Annotated in this window: 11 protein-coding genes and 3 pseudogenes; 8 read left to right on the top strand and 6 right to left on the bottom strand. The window is 65.0% G+C overall.

What is annotated here, in order from left to right; translation table 11 throughout:
* Window positions 1-12: 12 nt before the first annotated feature.
* Window positions 13-1842 carry a proteasome ATPase gene (arc, locus tag MMSP_RS14230; protein ID WP_020787185.1) on the bottom strand — a complete coding sequence of 610 codons (1830 nt, stop codon included), beginning with the start codon at window positions 1840-1842 and terminating at the stop codon, window positions 13-15.
* A gap of 297 nt (window positions 1843-2139) precedes the next feature.
* On the opposite strand from arc, the gene MMSP_RS14225 reads away from it, so the two are divergent.
* Both MMSP_RS14225 and MMSP_RS14220 read left to right on the top strand, forming a co-directional pair.
* The gene (locus tag MMSP_RS14225; protein ID WP_036426519.1) at window positions 2140-2799 is read left to right on the top strand and encodes a hypothetical protein; all 660 of its coding nucleotides are present in this window, start codon (window positions 2140-2142) and stop codon (window positions 2797-2799) included.
* An 8-nt stretch (window positions 2800-2807) separates the two neighbouring features.
* A complete protein-coding gene (locus tag MMSP_RS14220) occupies window positions 2808-3110 on the top strand; it encodes a DUF503 domain-containing protein (protein ID WP_012394777.1) in 303 nt (100 codons plus the stop codon).
* 12 nt (window positions 3111-3122) lie between these two features.
* Here MMSP_RS14220 and trmI read toward each other — a convergent pair whose 3' ends face one another.
* Entirely contained in the window at window positions 3123-3965 is an 843-nt protein-coding gene (gene trmI, locus MMSP_RS14215; RefSeq protein ID WP_020787183.1) for a tRNA (adenine(58)-N(1))-methyltransferase TrmI, read from the bottom strand.
* A gap of 73 nt (window positions 3966-4038) precedes the next feature.
* Between trmI and MMSP_RS14210 the strand changes: the two genes are divergently transcribed.
* Both MMSP_RS14210 and MMSP_RS14205 read left to right on the top strand, forming a co-directional pair.
* Entirely contained in the window at window positions 4039-4920 is an 882-nt protein-coding gene (locus MMSP_RS14210) for a RecB family exonuclease (RefSeq protein ID WP_036426517.1), read from the top strand.
* On the top strand, window positions 4917-5696 hold the full coding sequence (locus tag MMSP_RS14205; RefSeq protein ID WP_015355661.1) for a thioesterase family protein: 780 nt from the start codon (window positions 4917-4919) through the stop codon (window positions 5694-5696). The genes MMSP_RS14210 and MMSP_RS14205 overlap by 4 nt, the downstream gene beginning before the upstream one ends.
* Before the next feature lie 20 nt (window positions 5697-5716).
* Here the strand turns inward: MMSP_RS14205 and MMSP_RS29835 are convergent.
* Window positions 5717-6418, bottom strand: a pseudogene (locus MMSP_RS29835) (thioesterase domain-containing protein); the annotation flags it as partial.
* Window positions 6419-6457: 39 nt separating this feature from the next.
* Window positions 6458-18006 (bottom strand): annotated as a pseudogene (locus tag MMSP_RS28515) (amino acid adenylation domain-containing protein); the annotation flags it as partial.
* Window positions 18007-18154: 148 nt separating this feature from the next.
* Between MMSP_RS28515 and mshC the strand changes: the two are divergent.
* Genes mshC through MMSP_RS14180 form a run of 3 tightly spaced genes read left to right on the top strand, consistent with a single transcriptional unit; the run spans window position 18155 to window position 21540 of the window.
* Window positions 18155-19390 carry a cysteine--1-D-myo-inosityl 2-amino-2-deoxy-alpha-D-glucopyranoside ligase gene (mshC, locus tag MMSP_RS14190; protein ID WP_012394792.1) on the top strand — a complete coding sequence of 412 codons (1236 nt, stop codon included), beginning with the start codon at window positions 18155-18157 and terminating at the stop codon, window positions 19388-19390.
* A 23-nt stretch (window positions 19391-19413) separates the two neighbouring features.
* Window positions 19414-20295, top strand: coding sequence for an SDR family oxidoreductase (locus MMSP_RS14185; protein WP_020787176.1), 882 nt, complete (start codon window positions 19414-19416; stop codon window positions 20293-20295).
* A 39-nt stretch (window positions 20296-20334) separates the two neighbouring features.
* Entirely contained in the window at window positions 20335-21540 is a 1206-nt protein-coding gene (locus MMSP_RS14180; protein WP_020787175.1) for an FAD-dependent monooxygenase, read from the top strand.
* A gap of 49 nt (window positions 21541-21589) precedes the next feature.
* Here MMSP_RS14180 and MMSP_RS14175 read toward each other — a convergent pair whose 3' ends face one another.
* Window positions 21590-22468 carry a PAC2 family protein gene (locus MMSP_RS14175; RefSeq protein WP_011740337.1) on the bottom strand — a complete coding sequence of 293 codons (879 nt, stop codon included), beginning with the start codon at window positions 22466-22468 and terminating at the stop codon, window positions 21590-21592.
* Between the two features lie 349 nt (window positions 22469-22817).
* On the opposite strand from MMSP_RS14175, the pseudogene MMSP_RS26040 reads away from it, so the two are divergent.
* Window positions 22818-23027, top strand: a pseudogene (locus MMSP_RS26040) (vitamin B12 dependent-methionine synthase activation domain-containing protein); the annotation flags it as partial.
* On the opposite strand, the gene MMSP_RS14170 reads toward MMSP_RS26040, so the two are convergent.
* Complete coding sequence (locus MMSP_RS14170) at window positions 23017-24462, bottom strand: PPE family protein (protein ID WP_020787173.1); 1446 nt, start codon at window positions 24460-24462, stop codon at window positions 23017-23019. The pseudogene MMSP_RS26040 and the gene MMSP_RS14170 sit on opposite strands and share 11 nt — an antisense overlap.
* Between the last annotated feature and the right edge of the window lie 294 nt (window positions 24463-24756).

Here is a 24756-nt window from a genome sequence, read left to right as displayed (position 1 = left end):
AGGTAGCGCCCCTTACAGGTACTGGCCGAGGTTGGACTCGGTGTCGATCGCCCGGCTGGCACTCGACGACTTGCCGGTCACCAGGGTGCGGATGTAGACGATCCGCTCGCCCTTCTTGCCCGAGATCCGTGCCCAGTCATCGGGGTTGGTGGTGTTGGGCAGGTCCTCGTTCTCGGCGAACTCGTCGACGATCGAGTCGAGCAAATGCTGAATGCGCAGGCCTGGCTGGCCGGTCTCGAGCACCGACTTGATCGCATTCTTCTTGGCTCGGTCGACAACGTTCTGGATCATCGCCCCGGAGTTGAAGTCCTTGAAGTACATGACTTCCTTGTCACCGTTGGCGTAGGTGACCTCCAGGAACCGGTTGTCGTCGATCTCGGCGTACATCCGATCGACGACCTTTTCGATCATCGCCTTGATGCACGCCGGACGTTCGCCCTCGAACTCGGCAAGGTCGTCGGCGTGAACAGGCAGCGTCTCGGTGAGGTACTTCGAGTAGATGTCCTGTGCCGCTTCGGCGTCGGGCCGCTCGATCTTGATCTTCACGTCCAGTCGCCCTGGCCGCAGAATGGCCGGATCGATCATGTCCTCGCGGTTGGAAGCACCGATGACGATGACGTTCTCGAGTCCCTCCACCCCGTCGATCTCACTGAGTAGCTGCGGAACCACCGTGGTCTCGACATCGGAGGAAACCCCGGTGCCGCGAGTACGGAAGATCGAGTCCATCTCGTCGAAGAACACGATCACCGGTGTGCCCTCGGAGGCCTTCTCCCTGGCCCGCTGGAAGATCAGCCGGATGTGACGCTCGGTTTCACCGACGAACTTGTTCAGCAGCTCGGGGCCTTTGATGTTGAGGAAGTACGACTTCGCCTCGCGAGAGTCATCACCGCGGACCTCGGCCATCTTCTTGGCCAGCGAGTTCGCCACGGCCTTGGCGATCAGTGTCTTGCCGCAACCAGGCGGGCCGTAGAGCAGCACGCCTTTCGGCGGGCGCAGCGCGTACTCCCGGTACAACTCCTTGTGCAGGAACGGCAGCTCGACCGCGTCACGAATCTGTTCGATCTGGCGCGTCAGGCCACCAATGTCCTCGTAGCTGACGTCGGGCACCTCTTCGAGCACCAGATCCTCGACCTCGGCCTTGGGGATGCGCTCAAAGGCGTAGCCCGCCTTGGTGTCGACGAGAAGTGAGTCACCCGGACGCAGCTTGCGTGGCTTCGTGTCGTCGTTGAGCGCGTCGGGAAAACCATCCGGCAGGTCCTCGGCAACCAGCGGCTCAGCCAACCAGACGATGCGTTCCTCGTCCGCGTGGCCGACGACCAGCGCCCGATGACCATCAGCGAGCACCTCTCGCAAGGTGGAGATCTCGCCGACCGATTCGAACGTGCCGGCCTCTACGACGGTCAGGGCCTCATTGAGCCGAACCGTCTGGCCCTTCCGCAGCAACGAGATTTCGATGTTGGGCGAGCAGGTCAGGCGCATCTTGCGGCCGGAGGTGAACACGTCGACCGTGTCGTCGTCGTGCGTCGACAGCAGAACGCCATAACCGCTGGGCGGTTGACCCAACCGGTCGACCTCTTCGCGCAGCGCCAGCAACTGCTGCCGGGCTTCTTTAAGAGTTTCCATTAATTTGGAGTTGCGGGCGGCAAGCGAGTCGATGCGGGCTTCGAGCTGATGCACATCGCGGGCAGACCGCGCCGTGCCTTGCGGCCCAACTGCGCTCTCGAGTTGCTCACGCAGCACCGCGGCTTCACGCCGCAGCTGTTCTAATTCGGCAGCATCTTTGCTGGACAAGGGGGTGTCGTCGGGTGTCCCGAATGCTTCGGAACGCTCTGAATCAGCCATGTTGCGCTCCTTTCCCACACCAGGAATGGTGCAGCGGATACCCCAACGCTACCGGCGATCGCGGCTTCATGTGCGGAACCAAATGCCGTTGAAAAGTTACAAGTTGAAGTCCACTGGTAATCTCGGCTACCACTTGGGCCGACAGAAAGGAGCGCCGCGACGTGAAATCCCTAGCCACAGCCGCCGCGGTCCTGATGCCGATGGGCGCCGCGCCCGAGGGTGTGATTTGCACTCCATCTTCGCGAGTGTCGTCTTCGCGAACTTCCCTGAAACGCCGATAGCCGACCCCGCCGCTGGATGCACCGAAACCGCCGCTTGGCCATCACCGCCATCACCGCCATCACCGCCGTGGCGACGTTGGGGGTCGCGGGGTGTTCACCGTCACCGGACAACGCCGAGAGCTCGACGTCGGCCGTCGCACCCGCGCCACCGGCCGCACCCAGTGCCCTGCCGGTCCCACCGTCCGCTCCCCTGCCACCCCCCGAAGCCCTAGTCGATGCGCTGTCCCGGCTCGCCGATCCGAACATTCCGGGAGACAAGAAACTGGACCTGGTTGAGGGGTCAACCCCTGACACCGCTGCGGCCCTGGACCGGTTCACCACCGCCGCCCGAGATGGCGGGTACCTGCCGATGAACTTCGCTGCCAACGACCTCGCGTGGTCGGCGACCAATCCGTCCGATGTGGTGGCCACCGTCGTCGTCACCACCGCCCAACCGGAGAATCGCGAGTTCACGTTCCCGATGGAGTTCACGCCGATCCACGGCGGCTGGCAGCTATCCCAGCGAACCTCGGAGATGCTGTTGGCTCTCGGCAATTCCCGGGGATCCCAGACGGCTACGCCAGAGCCCAGTCCTGGCCCTGCCCCCAACCCGGAACCTGCCCCGGTCGAGCCGGCCCCCGAAGAAAGCCCACCAGCGACTGGGTCTGTCGCCCCGTCTTCGGGTCCTCCCGGCTGAGTCTGCGGATGTGGATCGGCTGGCTGGAGTTCGATGTGTTGCTGGGCGACGTGCGATCACTCAAACAAAAGCGGTCGGTGGTTCGCCCGGTTGTCGCCGAGCTCAGGCGCAAGTTCGCCGTGTCGGCCGCCGAGACCGGATCACTCGAGCTGCACCGACGGGCCGGAATTGGGGTGGCCGTGGTTTCCAGCGAGCGCAGCCATGCCGTTGATGTCCTCGACGCGGCCGAACGCCTGGTAGCCGCGCACCCCGAGTTCGAACTGTTGTCGGCGCACCGCGTCCTGCACCGCAGCGAGGACTGGCTCGGTTAGGCCTGTTCCCGGCTAGCCATCGCGCCCCTCGCGTTTGCGCCCCAGTGGCGCGGGGGCTACCGCACCCGGCGCCAGCCGGCGTGCGGCGACCAGAAACGCGGTGTGTCCGCGCATGGAATGCTGCGGCCGTACGGCCAGCCCGACAACGTTCCAGCCCCGCTGCAGGGTCTCCCACGATCTCGGCTCTGTCCAGCACTGCCGGGTCCGCACGGCCTCGACAACCTTGGACAGCTGGGTCACCGTGGCCACGTAGATCATCAACACGCCACCGGCGACCACCAGCCTGGAGACCGAGTCGAGCACCTCCCACGGCGCCAACATGTCCAGCACTACCCGGTCGATCGAGCCGTCGGGCAGCTCCGAGTCGGCGATATCGCTGATGATCAATTGCCAGTTTTCGGGCGCCTCGCCGTAGAAGTTGGTCACGTTGCGACGAGCATGCTCGGCATGATCGGCGCGCTGCTCATAGGAGATCACCTGCCCCTGCGGCCCGACCGCTCGCAGTAGTGACAGGGTGAGTGCCCCGGATCCGGCGCCCGCCTCGAGCACCCGGGCACCGGGAAAGATGTCGCCCTCATGCACGATCTGCGCGGCATCCTTGGGGTAGATCACCTGGGGCCCGCGGGGCATCGACATCACATAGTCGACCAACAACGGGCGCAGCACCAGAAACAGCGCGCCATTGCTGGACTTGACCACGCTGCCTTGCTCCAGGCCGATGATCACGTCGTGCGCGATGCGGCCACGATGGGTGTGGAACTCCGCGCCCGGAGTGAGGGTGATGGTGTAGTGACGCCCCTTGGCGTCGGTGAGCTGAACACGTTCGCCGACGTGAAACGGACCGGTCGCTGACACGTCGTCTAGGGTGCCAGCTGACGCGCCGTAGCCGGTGTCCGGGGTTGTCGGTGCCCAGTCATAGGCTGCGAATATGACGGACCAGCCGGGCTCCGTGGCGAGCGTGTATATCCGACCGGCGCTGTCGCCGTCACGGGCCGCCGATTTCAAACAGTGCCCACTGCTGTACCGGTTTCGGGCGATCGATCGATTGCCCGAGAAACCGTCAACGGCGCAGCTGCGAGGCTCTGTGGTACATGCCGCCCTCGAGCAGCTCTACGCTCTACCCGCGGTGCAACGCGGACCGGACACCGCCCGGTCACTGGTGGAATCCGCCTGGGAGCAGGTGATCGCCGGTGAGCTAGACCTGGCCGGAGAGCTGGCAGCCGACCAGCAAGCCCAATTGCTCGAGGATGCCCGTGCACTGTTGTCGGGCTACTACCGGCTGGAAGATCCGAGGCGATTCGACCCGCAGAGCTGCGAGCAGCGCGTCGAGGTGGAGCTGGCAGACGGCACGCTGTTGCGCGGCTATATCGACCGGATCGACGTCGCCGCTACCGGTGAGTTACGGGTGGTCGACTACAAGACGGGCAAGGCCCCGCCCGCCGCCCGGGCGCTGGCGGAGTTCAAAGCCATGTTCCAGATGAAGTTCTACGGAGTAGCGCTGTTTCGGTCGCGGGGCGTGTTGCCCTCCCGATTGCGGCTGATCTATCTGGCTGACGGGCAGGTGCTGGACTATTCGCCGGATCGTGACGAGCTGCTTCGCTTTGAGAAGACCCTGATGGCCATCTGGCGTGCCATCCAATCGGCGGGACAGTCGGGCGACTTCCGCCCCAATGCATCGCGGCTATGCAATTGGTGCCCGCACCAGCAGCACTGTCCGGCTTATGGCGGGACACCACCGCCGTATCCCGGGTGGCCGGATCGGCCGCCCGCCGAAGCGGTTTCGTGCTCCGCAATCGAGCCGACGGCATGAACGGTTGCTACTACCGCCGCCTGCCCGGGGCCGACGGCGATTACCAGATGTTCGACTCGACCGACTTCACCCGCAGCAATTGGGATCCCGACATTCAGCACGGATCTCCCCCGTTGGCGCTGCTGACCAAACTGATCGAAGAACTGTCGGCGGGATCGGGTTTGCGGATCGGCCGGCTCAGCCTGGACATCCTCGGGGCCATTCCGGTGGCTCCGGTCCGGGCCCGGGCTTGGGTGCAGCGCCCGGGGTCGCGGGTCGCCATGATGGTTGCGGAGATGGTGGCCGATCGCGTGCTGGCCCGGGTGACCGCGTGGCTACTGGCGGTCAGCGACACCACCGACGTCGCATCCGATCGGTATCCCCCGCTGGTGGAGGGACCGGCGCAACCCCGTCCAGCCGCTTTTGCCGGGGTCGGTGGCTACTTCGACGCACTCAGCTGGCGCCCGCAGGACACTGAAGGACAACCCGCCGCGGTGTCCTGGTTCAGGCCGACGGCTCACATCGTCGACACCGATCCGGCGTCACCGCTGCAACAGCTGGCCGCCGTGGTCGACTGCGCCAACGGCGTCGGCGCGATCCTGGATCCCAACCGGTTTCTCTTCATGAACACCGATACGGTCGTTCATCTGCACCGACTTCCGACCGGCACCGATTTCGCGTTGCGCGCTCGCGCCTCCGTCGGGCCAGATGGCCTGGGAGTGACGACGGCTGAGATTTTCGATACGACCGGATTTGTGGGGACGTCGGCGCAGACGCTGCTGGTGCGGCGCCGGTAGTCCGGCGGCGCAACGTCGGCTCAAGCTTCTAATAGTTTCTTGAGTTGTTCGCCGTACATGCTGAGCGATTCGGCGGTCAGCATCTCATGGTGTGTGCAGTCGACGGAGTACGTTGTAATGTCGCCGGCAATATACTTTCGCCAATTTTGCAGTTGGGACGAATCACTCATTTGTCCACTTCGCCCAGCGAGAAATATGGTCATATCTCCGTCGAACACGTCGGCCTTGTGTTCCAGAAGATACGACTGGACCGCCTTGGCATTTCGGGCTGCGAAGTCAAAGATTCCAATGGGTAGAGCGGTAAAGTCCACCACTTCTCGCAGTTGGTTAATCAGCTGCTCCGCTTGCTCTCGAATAGCCGCGTGGTTAGGCCGCGAGCCGCCGTCCACGATCTGATCTTCTTCAACCCCAAGGCTTCTCAATGTGCTGCCGGGCAGTTGTGGCGGATCCAACAGGATCAACCGTTGCACCACACATCCGCGTCGGTGAAGTTCGATGGCAAGCTCGTGAGCCACGACGCCACCAAAAGACCAGCCGAGGAGGTTATAGGGTCCGGCCGGGTAGGCCGCTTGAAGCCTGTCCGCGTAGTTTGCCGCCATGCTGCGAATCGATTCGGGTTCAGCTTCGCCATTTTCCGCGATTTGGTTGATGCCGATTATCGGGCAGTCCAAATAATTTCCCAGAGCCCGATATGACCAGCTGAGCCCGAGGCCATCATGTATACAGCACAACGGAACACCCGCGTCCTCCTTCAGGATCTCGACAGGGACTACTTCCAGGGAACGCCGGAGCCCTGGGACTACTTCCATTCCGTTGTCACTTGTGTGCAGTCGCTGACTCAAGATTCTCACTGAGGGCGCGTCGCGCAAGGTGCGCGCCGGAAGTTCAAGACCGAGGGCTTTGTTGACCTTGGCGATCACCCGCAGCGCAGAGAGTGAGTCTCCACCCAGTTCAGAAAACGAGTCCTCAACCCCCACCCGCTCCAACCCCAACACCTCGGCATAAATACCCGCCAAAATCTCCTGCACCGGACCCACCGGAGCCCGATAACGATCACCATCGCCATACTCCGGCGCCGGCAAAGCCCGCCTATCCAACTTCCCATTAACCGTCAACGGCAACCCCGCCACCACCACCACCGCGGCCGGCACCATATACCCCGGCAACCGCTGCCCCAACACCCCACGCACCACCACCGGATCCACCGCCCCCGTCACATACCCCACCAACCGCCGATCACCACCACGATCCTCACGAACAACCACCACCGCCTGACCCACCCCATCAACAGCACCCAACGCCGCCTGAACCTCACCCAACTCAATCCGATACCCACGAACCTTCACCTGATCATCAACACGCCCCCGATACTGCAACTGCCCATCCCGACCCCAACACACCAAATCCCCCGTCCGATACATCCGCTCACCAACACCCCCAAACGGACACGCCACAAACCGCGACCCCGTCAACGACCCCCGCCCCCAATACCCCACACCCACCCCAACACCAGCCACATACAACTCCCCCACCACACCCACCGGCACCGGCCGCAACCACCCATCCAGCACAAAAAAGCCCAGATGCCCCAACGGCACCCCAATCGGACTCACCGCACTCTCAACGTCAGCGCCAACAATCTCACGCACCGAGGCATGCACCGTCGTCTCAGTCGTGCCATACAAATTGATCAACCGCGCCAACCCCGAACGCCGCGCCAACCACACCCCCGCACACTGAGGCTCAAACGCCTCCCCCGCCAAAAGCACCGCCTCAACCCGCAACTCACGCCCCAAACCAGACCGGACCGTAACAGCACCCTGCAACGCATAAAACGCCGACGGCGTCTGACTCAACACACTGACCCGCTCAGCCACCAACAACGCGAGGAAATCCTCAGGCGAACCCACCACCTGCTCGGGCACCACCACCAACCGCCCACCACTTAACAACGCCCCCCAAATCTCACACACCGAAACATCAAAGGCATACGAATGCCACTGCGACCACACCCCCGCCACCGGCACACTCGAGGCCAACGACTCCACCAACGCGACCACATTGCGATGACTAACCGCCACACCCTTAGGAATGCCGGTGGTCCCGGAGGTATAGATCAGATACGCGATGTCATCAGCAGCCGGTGCCACCAAACCCGTACCCGCACAAGCCTCAACACCCGCATCAGCAACATCGACCACCACACAACCGCACCCATCCAACCCCGCACCCCACCCACCGGTAGTCACCACCGCCACCGGCCCAGCATCAGCAACCATGAACTGCACCCGCGCCGCCGGCAACCCCGGATCAATCGGCACATACGCCGCCCCCGTCTTTAACACCGCCAAAATCGCGGTCACCGCCTGAGCACAACGACCAAACACCAACGCCACCCGCTGCCCCGGACCCGCACCCAAACCCACCAAAAAACGCGCCAACCGATTCGAGGCCTCATCAAGCTCGCCATAAGTCAGGCTCTGACCCTCAAAACTGAGCGCCACCGCATCCCGACCACGGACAACCTGAGCATCAAACAACGCCGGAATCGACACCCCCACCGGCACCGACGCACCCAACACCGACCGATTACCCCACCCATCCAACCGAACACGCTCCACCGAATCCAACACATCCAACGACGAAACCCGCACCCCCACATCACCAGTCATCGCCACCAACACCCGACCCAACCGCTGCACGAGGTCGGCGACCCCAAGGCCCGTCTCGGGAGTGAGCACGCTGAGCGCGTCGCCCGTGGCCGCGATCATCAGCGTCAGCTGGTCCCTCGCAAATTCGGCGGTCACGGTCACCGGGAAATGCGTCGGACTGTGCGCAGCCACCCGGCGGAAGGTCGCCGCCCCGACGGGAACATCCTTGCCGACGGCCAAGCCACCGGTCGGGAAGTTTTCGAATACCAGCAACGTGTCGAACATCTCACCGACACCAGCCGCCTGACGCAGCCACGCATGACTGAAGTAGGCATATTCACGCACCAGTGCGGTATCTCGCCGCACCGCCGCGCACACGTCGGCGATGACTGCTTGCGGATCGAGTCGGACGCGCAACGGCACGGTGTTGATAAACAGACCGACCATTGACTGCACGCCGGCCAGCTCAGAAGGCCGCCCCGACACCGCAATCCCGAAAACCACATCGTCACGACCGGTCAGCGCCCCTAACACCAACGCCCACGCCACCTGCACCAGCGAATTCACGGTGACGCCACGACTGCGAGCACCATCAACCAGCCGGGCCGTCACTTCCGCACCCAGACATAACTCAATACGCTGGGGCTCCTCGGCCACCTGCCCACCCTGGCCACCGGCCAGCGCCCGCGACAACATGGTGGGCGCCGACAGCCCAGCCAGGTAGTCACGCCAAAACTGTTCACCCGACTGCGAATCCCAGCCGTCCAGCCAGCCGAGGTAGTCGCGAAATGGCCGCGGCGGCGCCGCAAGCACATCGATGGCCCCACCCGCCCGATACAAAGCGAAGAGCTCGTTGACAAACACCGCCAGCGACCAACCATCGATCACAATGTGATGGGCGGTGATGACGAATCGCCAACGCTCGTTTGGCAACTCGACAAGCAGAAACCGCATCGTCAGGCCACGTTCGAGATCGAATCCCGACCGTTGCTCATCGGCCTCCAGCGAGGCCACCTCTTCGGGCATCGCGACCACCTGCCGCCACGACAGATCCACGTCACTGGGCACAACCTGCACCGGATGCGGCAAGTCACCGTATATGAATCGGGCTCGCAGATTCGGATGGCGATACAACATCGCTGTAGCGCAGTTGCGAAGCAATACGGTGTCCAGCTGCCCGAGCACATCAAAGGTTGTCGCGATCGTGTACGGGTCATCGACCGGGGACTCGCTGAACATGGCCAGCGCGAACAGCCCCTGCTGCAGCGGAGTCAGCGCCATCACGTCCTCGACGCCGACCAGCCCACCGGCTGCCTGGTCTCTATCGCGCTGATCACCGGTTCTCGCCAGAATGTCGGATAGCTCGGCTAATTCGGCTGCCGACAAACCCGACATACCCATCGGCGGGCAAGACAGGCCCGCGTCTCGAAGATCAGCGATCGGAATGGTTTCTAGAGTATTTCGCAGTTCGTCGTCGGGATCAGCAGGTGACGGCCTCGATCCGCCATCTGTTGGGACACCATTGTTTTCGCCCAGTCGCTGGCTCAGATACCCCGCTAGTAGCTGGGGAGTGGGATAGTCGACGATCAAGGTGGGTGGCAACGCCAGCCCAGAGATGATCTTGAGTCTGTTGCGCAACTCCAGATCCGTCAGTGAGTCCAGTCCCAGGTCCCGGAACGTGTGCTCGGGGTCGACGTCGTCCCCGTTGGGGCGACCCAACACCGCGGCCGCCTGCTCACAGACCATCTCGATGAACGCAACTCTGTGGCGCTCCGGGGCCAGGTCGTTGAGGCGTTGGGCCAAAATCGATTTGGCGGCCATGGTGTCGTTGTCGACGCGGCGCCGCACTGGACGGCGAATCAGATCGTTGAACAGCGGCGGCAGCTGGGAACTGATGGTGGGGTTGGCCAACGCGGCCTCGTCGAGTCGGGAGGTCACCACGGTGGGGTGATCAAGAACTAGTGCGGCATCGAAGAGTTCGATGGCCTGCTCCGCCGAGATCGCCCGCATCCCGATACGGGTCATCCGGTCCACATCGCGACCACGCAAATGCGCGGTCATCGTGCTGGATTGTTCCCACAACCCCCATGCCAGCGAGATGCCGGCCAGCCCGGTAGCGTGCCGATGCGCTGCCAGCGCATCGAGGAATGCGTTGCCAGCGGCATAGTTGGCCTGTCCTGGGGCCCCCAGGGTCGCCGCGATCGACGAGCACAACACAAAAGCCGACAGCCCCAAATCACGGGTGGCCTCGTGCAGATTCCAAGCGCCATCCACCTTGGCCCGCAACACCGCATCCACCCGCTGCGGCGTCAGCGAAGTGATCAACGCGTCGTCGAGTGTCCCTGCGGCGTGTATCACCGCGCTCAGCGGCGGACACTGCTCGGGTAGCTGATTCATCAGCCGTGACACCGCGGCTGGATCTGCGACATCACAAGCGACCACCCGCACCGTGGCCCCCGCCGCGGTCAGTTCGTCGACCAACTTGCTGGCCCCCGCGGCCGCATCACCGCGCCGGCTCACCAACACCAGATGCCTCACCCCATGGCTGCTGACCAGATGGCGAGCCAAAGCCGCTGCGACCATCCCAGTCCCCCCGGTGATCAAAACCGTGCCCGCCGCCAGCGCATCGGGCAACAAGGTGGGCATGGTCAATATCACCTTGCCGATATGACGCGCCTGGCTGACAAACCGGTACGCGGCCGGAGTGCAGCGCACATCCCAGGTCTTGATCGGCAGCGGATGCAACGCCCGAGCCTGAAACAACTCCAGCAGCGCACCCAACATCGCCTGGATACGCGCGGGGCCAGACTCCAGCAAGTCAAACGCGCGATAGGTCACACGGGGATGGTTCTGGGCAATCGTGTGTGGGTCCCGGATATCAGTTTTGCCCATCTCGATAAAGCGTCCGCCACGGGCCAGCAACCGCAACGAGGCATCGATGAACTCCCCGGCCAGCGAGTTGAGCACCACGTCGACCCCGCGGCCGTCGGTGACCGCCAAGAACTTGTCTGCGAAGTCCACCGTGCGCGAATCACCGATGTGGTCATCGTCAAACCCCATGCGCCGCAGGATGTCCCACTTACCGCGGCTGGCCGTGACAAACACTTCCAGTCCCCAATGCCGGGCCAGCTGCACCGCGGCCATGCCCACCCCGCCGGTCGCGGCATGCACCAATACCGACTCCCCAGACCGCACACCCGCCAGATCCGACAACCCGTACCAAGCCGTCAAGAACGCCACCGGCACTCCTGCGGCTTGCGCCAACGACCACCCGCTCGGCAACTTGACCAGTAGGCGCTGATCGACGACGGCCTCAGGCCCGGCCACCCCTACCAGTCCCATCACCTGGTCACCAACACTCAACCTGCGCACGTGGTGGCCGACCTCGACCACCACGCCCGCGCCCTCCCCGCCCAGCGGCGGGGCCTGCCCGGGGTACATCCCCAACACCACGAGTACATCCCGGAAATTGACCCCCGCCGCGGCCACCGCCACCCGCACCTGCCCCGGCCCGAGCGGCGCCTGCGCCTGTGGGTTCGGCTCCATCACCACGCCGGCGAGTGTGCCTTCGCCGCCTGCGGCCAGCCGCCACTGCTGGTGGGTGGGGAGGACGAGGGTTTCCTCCACCGCGGCAAGACGCGCCGCGTGCACCCGTCCGGCACGCACCATGAGTTGGGGTTCTTTGGTGGCCAGCAACCCCGCCAGGTCGACCACGGCAGTATCGGTGTCGATCAGGACGATCCGGCCGGGGTGTTCGGTTTGTGCTGAACGGACCAAACCCCAGACGGCCGCTCCGGCCAGATCGGTGATGTCGTGTTCCGCCGATCCCACGGCGCCATGAGTCGCGATCACCAGCGTCGCCGACCGATCCCGGGCCAGCCAGCGCTGTAACACCTCGAGCGCGGCGTGGGTGGCGCGATAAGCCTGATCGAGCACCCTTCCGCCGGCCGGCTCGCAACGCCACAGCACCACATCGGCTTGACCGGCGGCGTGATCATCATCGGCCGCCACATAGTCCGCCCACTCCAACACCACCGGTCGATGACCACCGCTCGTGGACTCCACCGTGATCGGTGACCACGCCAGCTCCAACAACCCTTGATCGGTCTCGCGCGCTGCCGCGCTCAACGCGGCACGTAGTTCCGCGGTGCCGACCGGGCGCACTGCCAACGAGCCTGCCGATAGCACCGGGCCTCCCGCGCTATCGGCAAGCTCTATCGAGACCGTCCCAGAGGCGCTGGGAGTGATCCGCACCCGCAACCGCTCGGCACCACCCGCATACAAAGACACGCGCTGCCAGGAATACGGCAACACCGCTTCAGCGTTGCCGGCGCGCGACCCGCCGAAATCCAAGGCGCCATACAACCCCGCGTGCAGCGCCGCATCCAACAAAGCCGGATGAATCCCGAACCGGCCCGCTTGAGCGCTGACTTGCTCGGGAAGGGCGACTTCCGCGAACAGCTCCTGGTCGCGCCGCCACAACGCGGTGCACCCGCGAAACGCCTGACCATACTCAAAGCCACGCGCCGCGAGCTGCTCATATGCATCGGAGATTTCCACCCTCACGGCACCGACCGGAGGCCACTCCGACACCTCCGCCGGCGGCTGCACGACGTCAACGTCCAGCACACCCTGGGCATTGAGCAGCCACCCGGAATCGGGGCGATCGGCATGCGAATACACCGTCACCGAGCGGCTCCCGTCACCACCGTCGGGGGCGACCACCACCTGCACCTGTACCGGTACGTCGCGGCTCAACACCAACGGAGCAACCATCGTCAACTCCCGCACCAACGTGCAGCCCACCACGTCACCGGCACGGATCACCAACTCCAAAAACCCTGTGCCTGGGAACAACATCACCCCCAGCACCGCATGGTCGGCCAGCCAAGGTTGAGCGCTCAGCGATAGGCGTCCGGTGAGAATCACCTCCCCCGAATCGGGATGCTCGACTGCGGCGCACAACAAACCGTGCCCAGCCTCACCCAACCCCAAGCCCGCAGGATCGACCGATCCTGTTGGGGCCGGCGGCAACCAGAACCGCTGCCGCTGGAACGCATAGGTTGGCAGTTCCACCAACCGCGCACCCCAGCCGGCGTACACCGCCCGCCAGTCCATCCCCACCCCAGCAACATGGGCCTGGCCGGCAGACATCCAAAACCGCCCCAACCCGCCATCCAGTTCCACGGTACCCATCAACCCGCCGGTGACCGTCGAGAAGAACGACGTCGAACTCGGCCGCGGCTCGATGCCTGCCAATGCCTCCATCAAAGGCCCAGCGATCGCATCGACCTGAGCCGAATGCGACGCATAGTCGACCTCGATGCGGCGAGCCCGAACACCCTGGGTCTCAGCGAGGTCCATCAGCTCCAACACCGCATCGACCCGACCCGAGATCACCACCGCAGAAACTCCATTGATGGCGGCAAGGTCGAGCCGATCACCGAAGCCGGCCAGCAACTGCTCTGCCCGCGCCACCCCACAGGCCAGCGACGCCATCGCCCCGGCACCGGCCAAATCCACCAACAGCCGGCTACGCAGTGCCACCACCGCCGCGCCATCTCGCAGCGACAACGCCCCGGCCACACATGCCGCCGCGATCTCCCCCTGCGAATGACCGATCACCGCATCCGGTGTCACCCCCACCGAACGCCACAACTCGGCCAGTGACACCATGATCGCCCACGACAGCGGCTGCACCACATCGACTCGATCCAGCCCCGGCGCCCCCGCTACCCCGGCTACCCCGGCTACCCCGGCTACCCCGGCTACCCCGGCTACCCCGGCTACCACATCCAATAGCGACCACGAGACAAACTCCGCTAGCGCCTCATCGCAGCGGCGCATCCGCTCGGCGAACACCGGTGATTCGTCAAGTAACTGGCGGCCCATCCCGGTCCACTGGGCGCCTTGGCCGGGGAACACCAGCACCGTTTTGCCCACCGCGGCGGCCTGACCCACCACCACACCAGCACCCGGCTCACCGCGCGCCAGCCCGGTCAACCCAGCCAGCAACGCCTCCCGATCCCGACCAACGACCACCGCGCGATGCTCAAAGACGCAGCGCTACGCCAGCGACAACCCCACATCAACGGGATCGAGGCCATCATCACCACCGACACGACCCAACAACCGACTCGCCTGAGCCACCAACGCCTGCCTCGACTGAGCCGACAACACCCACGGCACCACAGACGCCCGCACCACCGACTCGACCGAGCCCACACCCTGCCCGCAAACCCCTGACACACCGCCACTTTCGGCCACCTCAGGCAACGCCTGCTCAACAATGACATGCGCATTAGTGCCACTAATCCCAAACGAAGACACCCCAGCCCGACGCGGACGCCCCGGCACACCCGGCCACGACCTCGCCCGACTCAACACCTCAACCGCCCCCGCCGACCAACCCACCTGCCCCGAGGGCTCATCAACATGCAACGTCTCAGGCAGCAACCCATGACGCATCGCCTGCACCATCTTGATCACCCCGGCCACCCCCGCCGCCGCCTGAGCATGACCCATATTCGACTTGATCGAACCCACCCACAACGGCCGACCCGGCTCACGATCTTGCCCATAAACCGCCAACAACGCCTGAGCCTCAATCGGATCCCCCAACCTGGTACCCGTCCCATGAGCCTCAACCACATCCACATCCGCAGGCCCCAACCCCGCACCTGCCAACGCCGCCCGAATCACCCGCTGCTGCGCCGGCCCATTCGGAGCCGTCAACCCATGAGAAGCCCCATCCTGATTCACCGCAGACCCACGCACCACCCCCAACACCACACGACCCTGCCGACGCGCATCCGAGAGCCGCTGCAAGACAAACACTCCCGCACCCTCACCCCACCCCACCCCACCCCATCCGCAGCCTCCGCAAACGCCTTACACCGCCCATCCGGAGCCAACCCCCGCTGCCGAGAAAACCCCACAAACACCGACGGCGTCGCCATCACCGTCACCCCACCAGCCAACGCCAGATCACACTCCCCCAACCGCAACGACTGCACAGCCTGATGCACCGCCACCAACGACGAAGAACACGCGGTATCCACCGACACCGCCGGCCCCTCCAACCCCAACACATACGCCACCCGCCCCGAAGCCACACTGGTGGCGGTGCCAGTCATGGCATATCCATCCGCGCTGTCTGAACCGCCATCCCCATAGGGCTGAGCCCAGGTGCCCACGAATACCCCGGTAGCGCTTCCCCGCAGCGCCTTTGGGTCAATCCCGGCGTCTTCCAATGCCTCCCACGACACCTCTAGCAAGACCCGCTGTTGGGGATCCATCGCCAGCGCCTCGCGCGGGGCGATCCCGAAGAACCCGGCATCAAAGCCGGCCGCATCCTCCAAGAACCCGCCCACCTGGCAATACGTCCTACCCAGTGCATCCGGATCCGGATCAAACAACCTCCCCGCATCCCAGCCCCGATCACCCGGAAAATCCGAAATCACATCCCGGGCCGACACCACCATGTCCCACAAGGAGTCCGCCGAATCCACCCCACCCGGAAACCGGCACCCGATACCGACGATGGCCACCGGGTCTGCCGGAAGCGCCACTGCGCCAGCGTCACTCGCCGCATGATGCCCCAACCGTTCTCGCACTCCACGCTGGTGACGTGTCTTTTCACCGAGGCTCAGGATCTGGACCAGATCTCCAACCGTGGGATGGTTGAAGATGTCTACGGGTTGCACGTCTTGGCCCAGCACCTGAGTTAGCCGCGACGCCAACTCGGTGACTCCGATCGAGTTGAGGCCCTGATCCCCCAGCGATCGATCGATATCCACACTGGCCGCGCCGATACCCAAGACCTCGGCCGCCTGCCCGCACACCACCGATAGCAGCTGCTCGGTCGTGGGCGCAGCGCCAACGGGTTCATCGTCTGTGCGGCGGTCCACCAGCAGCGCTTGGGCTTGCAGGGTGCCGTCGAGAAAGCGGGCGCGGCACCGCGAGCGCTGCACTTTGCCGCTGGTCGTCTTGCTCACGCTCCCCGGCGGCCCCAGCACTACCACCCCACAGCACAGCTGGTGGTCTTTCAACACCGCCGCCCGGATCGCTGCCACTACCCCTGCGAGCAGGTCGGGCGACCCGTCGGTGCGCACCTCGACCAGCACCGCCAGCGTCTCGCTGTTGCCGTCCGCTACGGCGAAAGCCGCGAACCCGCCCGGCCTGATCGCGGGGTGGCAATCTCGCAGGCTGTCCTCAATGTCTTGCGGATAGATGTTGCGCCCCGCCAGGATCAGCAGATCCTTGATTCGCCCACACACATACAGCTCACCGTCGTGCAGAACGCCCAAATCCCCCGTTCGCAGGTAGCCGCGGCCACCCTCGACCCCGGCTAACGCAGCCTGAAACGTGGCACGGCTTTTCGCTGACAATCCCCAGTAGCCGGCGGCTTTGCTCGGCGAGTCCGCCCAGATCTCCCCCACCTGTCCGTCGCCGAGTGGAACACATAGCTCGGGGTCCACGATGCGCACATCCACGTCATCGGTTGGCTGCCCGCAGCCCATCAGGACCTGGGCATCGGGAGCGTCGCTAGGAACCGCTAGCTGCCGCGTTTCCAGCTGGCAGCGATCCACCCGCAGGCTCGAGCGCCCGGACACGGTGATGCCGACGGTGTGTTCCGCAAGCCCGTAGCACGGACAGAAGGCTTCCCGGCGGATCCATGAGGCGGCAAAGGCTTCAAAGAAGCGGCGGGTAGTGTCCTCGCGCACCGGTTCCGCGGCACTCACTATCACCTGCAACGGGCTCAGATCCCAGCCAGCGCGCTGCTCGGCAGTGGTCTTGCGCATCGCCAACTCGAATCCGAAGTTGGGTGCGACAGTGACGGTGGCGCGAACTCGGTCCATGACCTCAAACCACAAGGCAGGGCGCTGGATAAAGCTCATCGGCGACATCATGGTGAGGTCGAAATTGCCGGCCAACGCGCTCAGAATGCCGCTGATGAGGCCGAAGTCGTGGTACGGCGGCACCCAGAAGACAGCCCGATGGCCCGGGCCGAGTCCGATGAAGCGGCGGTTGAACTCGGCCTGATGCACCACGTTGCCATGGGTGATGACCACACCCTTGGGGTCCGATGTTGAACCCGAGGTGTACTGCAGTAGGGCAGGCGTCTGCGGGCTGGGGGCCCACTCTGAGATCGCCTCACTCACGGCCCGCGGGGCGCTCTTTCCGCGCCCACTGGCCCCCCGCGATGTCACGTGCCAGGGAAGGGCATTCGGCCAGTCCTCATCGAAGGCGGTCCCCACCGGAGCGGCCACGTCTAGCTGCCGAGCGTCGGCATAGTGGTGGCTGGTCAGGACCGCTGTTGCGCCGCAGTCGAGTGCCACCCGCCGGAAGGCTTCGCCGGACTTTTGTGGGTTGATCGGGTCCGGGGGGAACACCGGCACCGCGATTACCCCGGCCGCCATGCACCCCAGCAATCCACACACGAAGTCCAGACCGGGCGGATACACCAAGACCGCCCGATCTCCGGGCGCCAAGCCGCAATCCTGCCGCACGAACTGGGCAACCTTATTCATTTCGGTCACCACACCGGCGCGACTCATCGATTCGGTGACCAGGCCTCGATCATTCACAAAAGAGAGGGCAGCGGCGTCTGGGATTTGCGTTCCCAGTTCCCGAACCCGGTCCAATATCAATGACATGATCGCCCCCTACAGTCAGGGCTCCGGCGTTCCCTGGGCCCGCACCGCGGGCCGCGGGTGGGTTTGGGTCGCCCGCGTGAGCCCGATGGCCGGGCTCCTCCTCGGCCCGCACCGCGGGCCGCATCGTCGCCCAGCCTAGAGTCGAGGCATGCAATCTTGGTCGTCTGCACCGGTTCCCATCGTGCCGGGGCGTGGGCCGGAACTCCGGCTCTACGACACCGCTGACCGGCAAGTGCGTCCGGTGGCGCCGGGAAACACGGCCACCATGTACGTCTGCGGGATCACGCCCTATGACGCGACGCATCTGGGCCACGCCGCGACTTATCTGGCGTTCGACTTGATCCATCGTCTGTGGCTGGATCTCGGCCATGAGGTGCGCTACGTGCAGAACGTCACCGACGTCGACGATCCGTTGTTCGAGCGAGCCGACCGTGACGGCGTCGACTGGCGTGACCTGGCCGCCCAGGAGGTAGCGCTCTTCCGCGAGGACATGGCGGCGCTGCGGGTCCTCTCGCCCCACGACTACGTCGGGGCTACCGAGGCGGTTGCCGAAATCATCGAGCTCGTTGAGAAACTGCTCGCTTCCGGCGCCGCCTATGTCCTGGACGGCGAACATCCCGACGTCTACTACCGCTCCGATGCCACACTGCAATTCGGCTACGAGTCCGGCTACGACCGCGACACCATGCTCGGCCTGTTCGAGCAGCGTGGCGGTGATCCGGGCAGACCAGGCAAGAACGATGCGCTCGACGCTCTGCTCTGGCGCGCGGCGAGACCCGGGGAGCCCAGTTGGCCGTCACCGTTCGGCCCCGGCCGGCCGGGCTGGCACATCGAATGCGCGGCCATTGCGCTCAGCCGCGTGGGCAGCGGTCTGGACGTTCAGGGCGGCGGCAGCGACCTGATCTTCCCGCACCACGAATTCACCGCCGCGCACGCCGAATGCGTCACGGGTGAGCGGCGATTCGCGCGGCACTACGTACACGCCGGCATGATTGGCTGGGACGGACACAAGATGTCCAAGAGCCGCGGCAACCTGGTGCTGGTATCGGGGTTGCGTGCCGAGGGAGTCAACCCGGCGGCGGTCCGGCTGGGGCTGCTGGCCGGGCACTACCGGGCCGACCGGTTCTGGTCCCAGCAGGTGCTCGATGAGGCGGTCGGTCGATTGCAGCGCTGGCGCGCCGCGACGACATTGCCGGCCGGTCCAGACGCGGCGGCGGTTGTGGCCCGGGTGCGCCAGTATCTGGCCGACGATCTGAACACGCCCAAAGCGATTGCGGCACTCGATGGTTGGGCGACCGATGCGCTCGACTACGGAGGCCATGACGAGGTAGCGCCAAGGTTGGTGGCCAGCACCATCGATGCGTTGCTGGGGGTAGACCTGTAGCCCACGGTGGTACGTTTTCGGCCATGACATCGGTGCAGGACAAAGTCGTCTTCATCACGGGCGGTGCTCGCGGCATTGGGGCAGAGGTCGCCCGTCGCCTCCACAACATGGGCGCCAAACTGGTGCTGACGGATCTGAGCGAGGCCGAGCTGGCGACGATTGCGGCCGAACTCGGTGGAGACGACCGAGTGCTCACCGTGGTTGCCGACGTACGCGATCTGCCCGCCATGGGGGCGGCCGCCGATCAGGCCGTCGAGAAATTCGGCGGCATCGACATCGTGATGGCCAACGCCGGCATCGCCAGCTACGGTTCGGTGCTGCAGGTGGATCCGGAGGCGTTCAAGCGGGTGCTCGACGTCAACGTTATGGGTGTCTTTCACACCGTGCGTGCCACCTTGCCGGCGGTCATCGAACGCCGCGGCTACGTGCTGATCGTCTCTTCGCTGGCCGCCTACGCGGCATCTCCCGGGCTGGCGCCTTACAACGCGTCGAAGGCCGCGGTCGAGATCTTCGCCAACGCGCTTCGACTGGAAGTCGCAGACCGTGGCGTCAGCGTCGGGTCGGCGCACATGTCGTGGATCGACACCGCTTTGGTTCGTGACACCAAGGGCGACCTGCCCGCGTTTGCTGAGCTGCTGTCCAGGCTGCCCTGGCCATTGAACAAGACCACCTCGGTGAACAAGTGCGCGGCCGCCTTCATCAAGGGCATCGAAGGTCGCAAGACCCGTATCTACTGCCCGGATTGGGTGGGACTGTTCCGCTGGCTCAAGCCAGCGCTCTCCACGCCGCTGGGTGAACTGCCCGTCCGTAAGGCCACAGCCGAGCTACTGCCCAAGATGGACGCTGAGGTGGCGGCGCTCGGGCGCTCCACCAGTGCCTACAACCAGGGCTTGGAAAAGCCGTAGCCGCGGGCTGCGCAGAAGGAAGTCGGTGACGCCCTGAGGGTGGCTGTTTGCGGCGCCGGCATCGCGGGGCTGGCACTGGCGGAGCGGATGTCGGCGCTGGGTGCCGAGGTCGTGCTCGTGGAGCGCTCACCCGGTCCGCCGAATCAGGGCGCCATGATCGACCTGTTCGGAGCTGGATACGAGGCGGCCGATGCGATTGGCATCCTGGACGCGATTCGAGACGTCTCCTATCCCATCGGTGACACCGGCCTGGTCGATGAGCTGGGCCGACGTCGGGCCGGTCTGCCCTACGGGCGCATCGCCAAGGCACTCGAAGACAGGCTGTGCCGGATAACCCGAACCGATCTGCACAAGGTCCTCCTGGACAACCTTCCGACCAATGTCGACCTGCGGTTCGGTACCTCGGTGTCGGAGGTGACGCACGGCGACGATCGCGCGGTGGTGACCCTGGACGACGGTGCGCGCCTCGATGTCGATCTACTGGTCGGCGCCGACGGGATCCACTCCACGGTGCGGGCACTGGCGTTCGGCGCCGAAGCGCAATATCTGCGCTACCTGGGCTTTCATTTCGCGGCCTTCGTCTTCGACGCCTCTGACATGGACGACAAGGCCGGCGATCACGTCGTCATCACCGACACCGTCGACCGGCAACTGGGTCTCTACGCCCTGCGCAATGGCCAGACGGCGGTCTTTGCGGCCTATCGCGCTGCCGATCCCGAACCGCCTCCCGACGCCCGTGCGGCGCTACGGGACCGATTTGCGGGCATGGGCTGGCTGGTGCCCGAGGTGCTCGAGAGATGTCCGCCATCGGGGGACATCTACTTCGGGCAGGTTGCACAGGTCGAGATGCCGCGCTGGAGCACCAACCGTGTGGTCCTGGTCGGCGACGCGTGCTCGGCGGTCTCGCCGCTGACCGGGCCGGGTGCCTCGCTGGCGCTGGCCGGCGCATACGTGCTGTCCGAGCAGCTGCGCAGAACGTCATCGGTGGAGCGCGCGCTGGACTTCTACGAGCGGCTTTGGCGTCCGACGGTCGAGGAGAAGCAGGAAAGCGCGCGCGCGGTCTCCGGCTGGATGCTGTCGCCGTCGTCCTCACAGCTCTCGATTCGCCGCGCCGGGCTGCGCTTCACCTGGCGCCCGCTGATCAACCGATTCGTTGAGACAACTTTGGCCGGTGAGCCCACCGCCGTCATAGCCATGCTGCGCCAAGGGATGTCAGACTCCGACAGCCCGATTGCGTCCAACTAGGTTTGCCGCAGCGGCGCTGCCTGGGACAGACCGGCGAGAGCTCGGCGGGCTAGAGTCCAAAACCTGGCCGGCGGCGCCGCAGATAGCGCTCGAATTCGGCGGCCAGTGCGTCCCCGTCGATCTTGCCCAGCGCGTCGTTCATTTCGACCGCTTCATCGCCGTGCTTCTCCAGCGTCTGCACGTACTCGGCCAGCTCGTCGTCATCAGAGGTCATCTCGGTGATCTCTTGCTCCCACACCTCGGCTTGGGCGGGCAGGCTCGACAGCGGTACCTCGATGTCGAGCACGTCCTCGACGCGGCGTAACAGCGCCACCGTGGCCTTGGGGTTCGGCGGGTGCGATACGTAGTGCGGCACCGCCGCCCAGAACGTCACCGCCGGGATCCCGGCCGCTACACACGCGTACTGAAACACTCCCGCAATGCCGGTGGGGCCCTCGTAGCGCGTTTCTTCCAGACCGAAGACCCGCGCCGACTCGGCCGAGTAGGCCGCGCCCGATACCGGGACCGGGCGGGTATGCGGCGTATCGGCCAGCAAGGCCCCGAGGATCACGACGGTGTCGACGTTGAGTTTCTCGATGATCGCCAGCAGCTCCGCACAAAATGTGCGCCAGCGCATGTTGGGTTCCAACCCGCACATCAATACGACATCGCGGTCACTGTCGGGTGGGCGGCAGTGCGAGATCCGCATCGCTGGCCACTCCAGCTCCCGGGTAACCCCGTCGATCTGTCGGATGACCGGCCGATTCACCTGATAGTCGTAGTAGGCCTCGTCGTCGATCTCCACGATGGGAGTCGCGTTCCAGATGGCGGCAAGGTGTCCGACCGCGTCGCTGGCGGCGTCGCCCGCGTCGTTCCAGCCCTCAAACGCCGCCACAACCACGGTCTTGTGTAGTTCAGGCAGCTCTCGGCTGGCATCGGACGGGGTCATCTGGTCAGCCTAAGGCCTCGAGTGGGTTAGCTGAGCGCATGCCTCCTGACCGGCCGGATATCGCGGGCGCAATCGGTCGGTCGCTGTCAACGGCTGAGGGAATTGCATAGCGCCACTATGTTTGCTGTGTGTGACTGCCGCTGGCAGGCCCCCTTGCGACACTGATCTCCTCGTGCTGCAGCGAGATCCTCAACGAAACCCGCCCTGACGTGCTGGAAACCATCCACCGGAACTAATTCGAGTCCGGTGCCGACGCGGTAGAGACCAACACCTTCAGCTGCAACCTGTCCAACCTCGGCGACTACGACATCGCCGACGAGATCAGGGACCTCTCGGAGAAAGGCACGGCGAGGACAACTTCAAGCTCGGCTATCGAGGTGCCCGCTTCGCCTTCGGCTACGGCGCCTGCCCCGATCCGGAGGATCGCGCCAAGATGATGAAGCTGCTGGAGCCCGAACGCATCGGCGTGACCTTGTCCGAAGAACTGCAGTTGCACCCCGAGCAGTCGACGGACGCCTTTGTGCTGTACCACCATGATGCGAAGTACTTCAATGTCTAGCAGGGGTCGGCGTCGGTCCAGGTGCGTGGCAGCATGGGTAGCGTTGTGGTTTCGGCGAATCTGGTTTCCCTGCCCGCGGTGAGCCTATCCGGTTGTCCAGCAATTGTTTTGGAGATTTCTCGGGAAAATTCAGACGCATTCGCGCCGTGTTCGCTGACGGCGCTTGGCTCCGCTGCTGGTGGGTCCACTGTGGTCGGGTATCCGTCGGCGTCAAGGAATTCATAGCGGTACTGGCGTAGGCGTTTTGTGCCGTCCGGGCTCTGCGGGAGGCGGCTCGGGCCTGGTCGCCGGGCAGTCTGGCGGCCGGTGCCACGGCGTCGGCGGTGGCACCGGCAAGCGCTTTGCCGTTTGTCGTCGGAGTGTGGCCGCCGCCGTCGGGGCCGAGGACGGCGTAAAAGCTCTGGGCGGCAACGGGTCCAGCGGAGGAGGGGCCCGATGGTGCGGCGGCCGCGTGCGCAGTGGGAGTCGACCCGGCAACGGTAGCGCCGCTGCTAACGCCGGCAACGGCGACGCCGGTGGTCGCGGGTGAGATCTGATGGTTCGGGGGTGCGGACTGTGCAACGTCGGGCAGGGGCGGCGCCGTTTGTGGTGGGGTGCTGATGCCGGCAAGCCCGGCCAGCCCTACAGTCACGGCCGGTAGCCCGAGCGGACTGATTGCCGGGGTGAAAGGGCCGAAGTAGATCATCGGGTCTAGCACCGCGTATGCGACGAACTTGAAAACCGACCCGGACGCGAACGAGATGAATGAGTCCAGAACGTGGACAACGAATTTCTCCAACGGCCCCGAGAGCGTCTCGGCTGCCAGGTTGCGCAGGAAATTCAGGAAGCCCTGAAGCGCTTGGAGGATGATTTTCACGGGATCGGGCATGGAGCTAGTCGCGGCGGGGGCGGCATCGGCCGTCATGATCTGGGGTGCGGGCGAAGTCCGGGGCGTCGCCGTCACGCTATGTTGGCTGACAGCCTGATAGCCGGTCATGGTGATGGCGGCCTGGACCCACATCCGCATGTAGTCGGATTCGTTGAACGCGATCGGGATGGTGTTGATCCCGAAGAAGTTGGTGGCCACCAATGCGCCGTGCACCGCATGGTTGGTGGCCAGCTCGGCGAGGGTGGGCATGGCCGCCAAGGCCGAGGTGTATCCGGCGGCCGCGGATTCGTGGGCGGTGGCCGCTGCGTTGGCTACCGCGGCGGCCTGGGCCAGCCAGTCGAGAAACGGTTGGTGCGCCGCAACAAATCGCTCGGCCGTCGGCCCGTCCCAGGAACCGGCCCGCACGGCCGCGAGCAGCTGGGTGAGTTCGTCCGAAATGTCGGTGTATTGCGTGGCGAGGGCCCGCCATGCTGCCGCCGCGGACCACAGTGCGCTGGGGCCCGGGCCGGTGGAGAGCAGGGTCGAATGCACCTCAGGGGGAAGCGCGAACCAGATCGGGAAGGTCATGAGCCGCCTCCTCCATCACAGAATAAAGTTAGGCTAACCTATCCTAGGTTGGCCTAATGTGGCCAGGGGGGCTGGCGCGGGTTGGGGTGTGGTCGGCGTTGGCGCGCCCCGGTCGAGGGGGGGTCAGTTGGCTTGCCCGGTTTGGGCGGGGTCGCCGCGCGCCTCGGGTCGGGTTGGCTGAAGTCCCCTCTCCAAGGGGGCGCTGCCCGGGTATTCGACCGCGGTTGAATATTGCCGCTTGCGGAAATATTTGTGGGACATATTTGAAAGTTCTATGAGCGCCAGGGAAAGCTC

Source organism: Mycobacterium sp. 012931, from assembly GCF_000419295.1.
GTDB lineage: Bacteria > Actinomycetota > Actinomycetes > Mycobacteriales > Mycobacteriaceae > Mycobacterium > Mycobacterium marinum.
The sequence above is the reverse complement of the archived record's forward strand: the minus strand, read 5'-3'. Positions and strand labels throughout refer to the sequence as shown.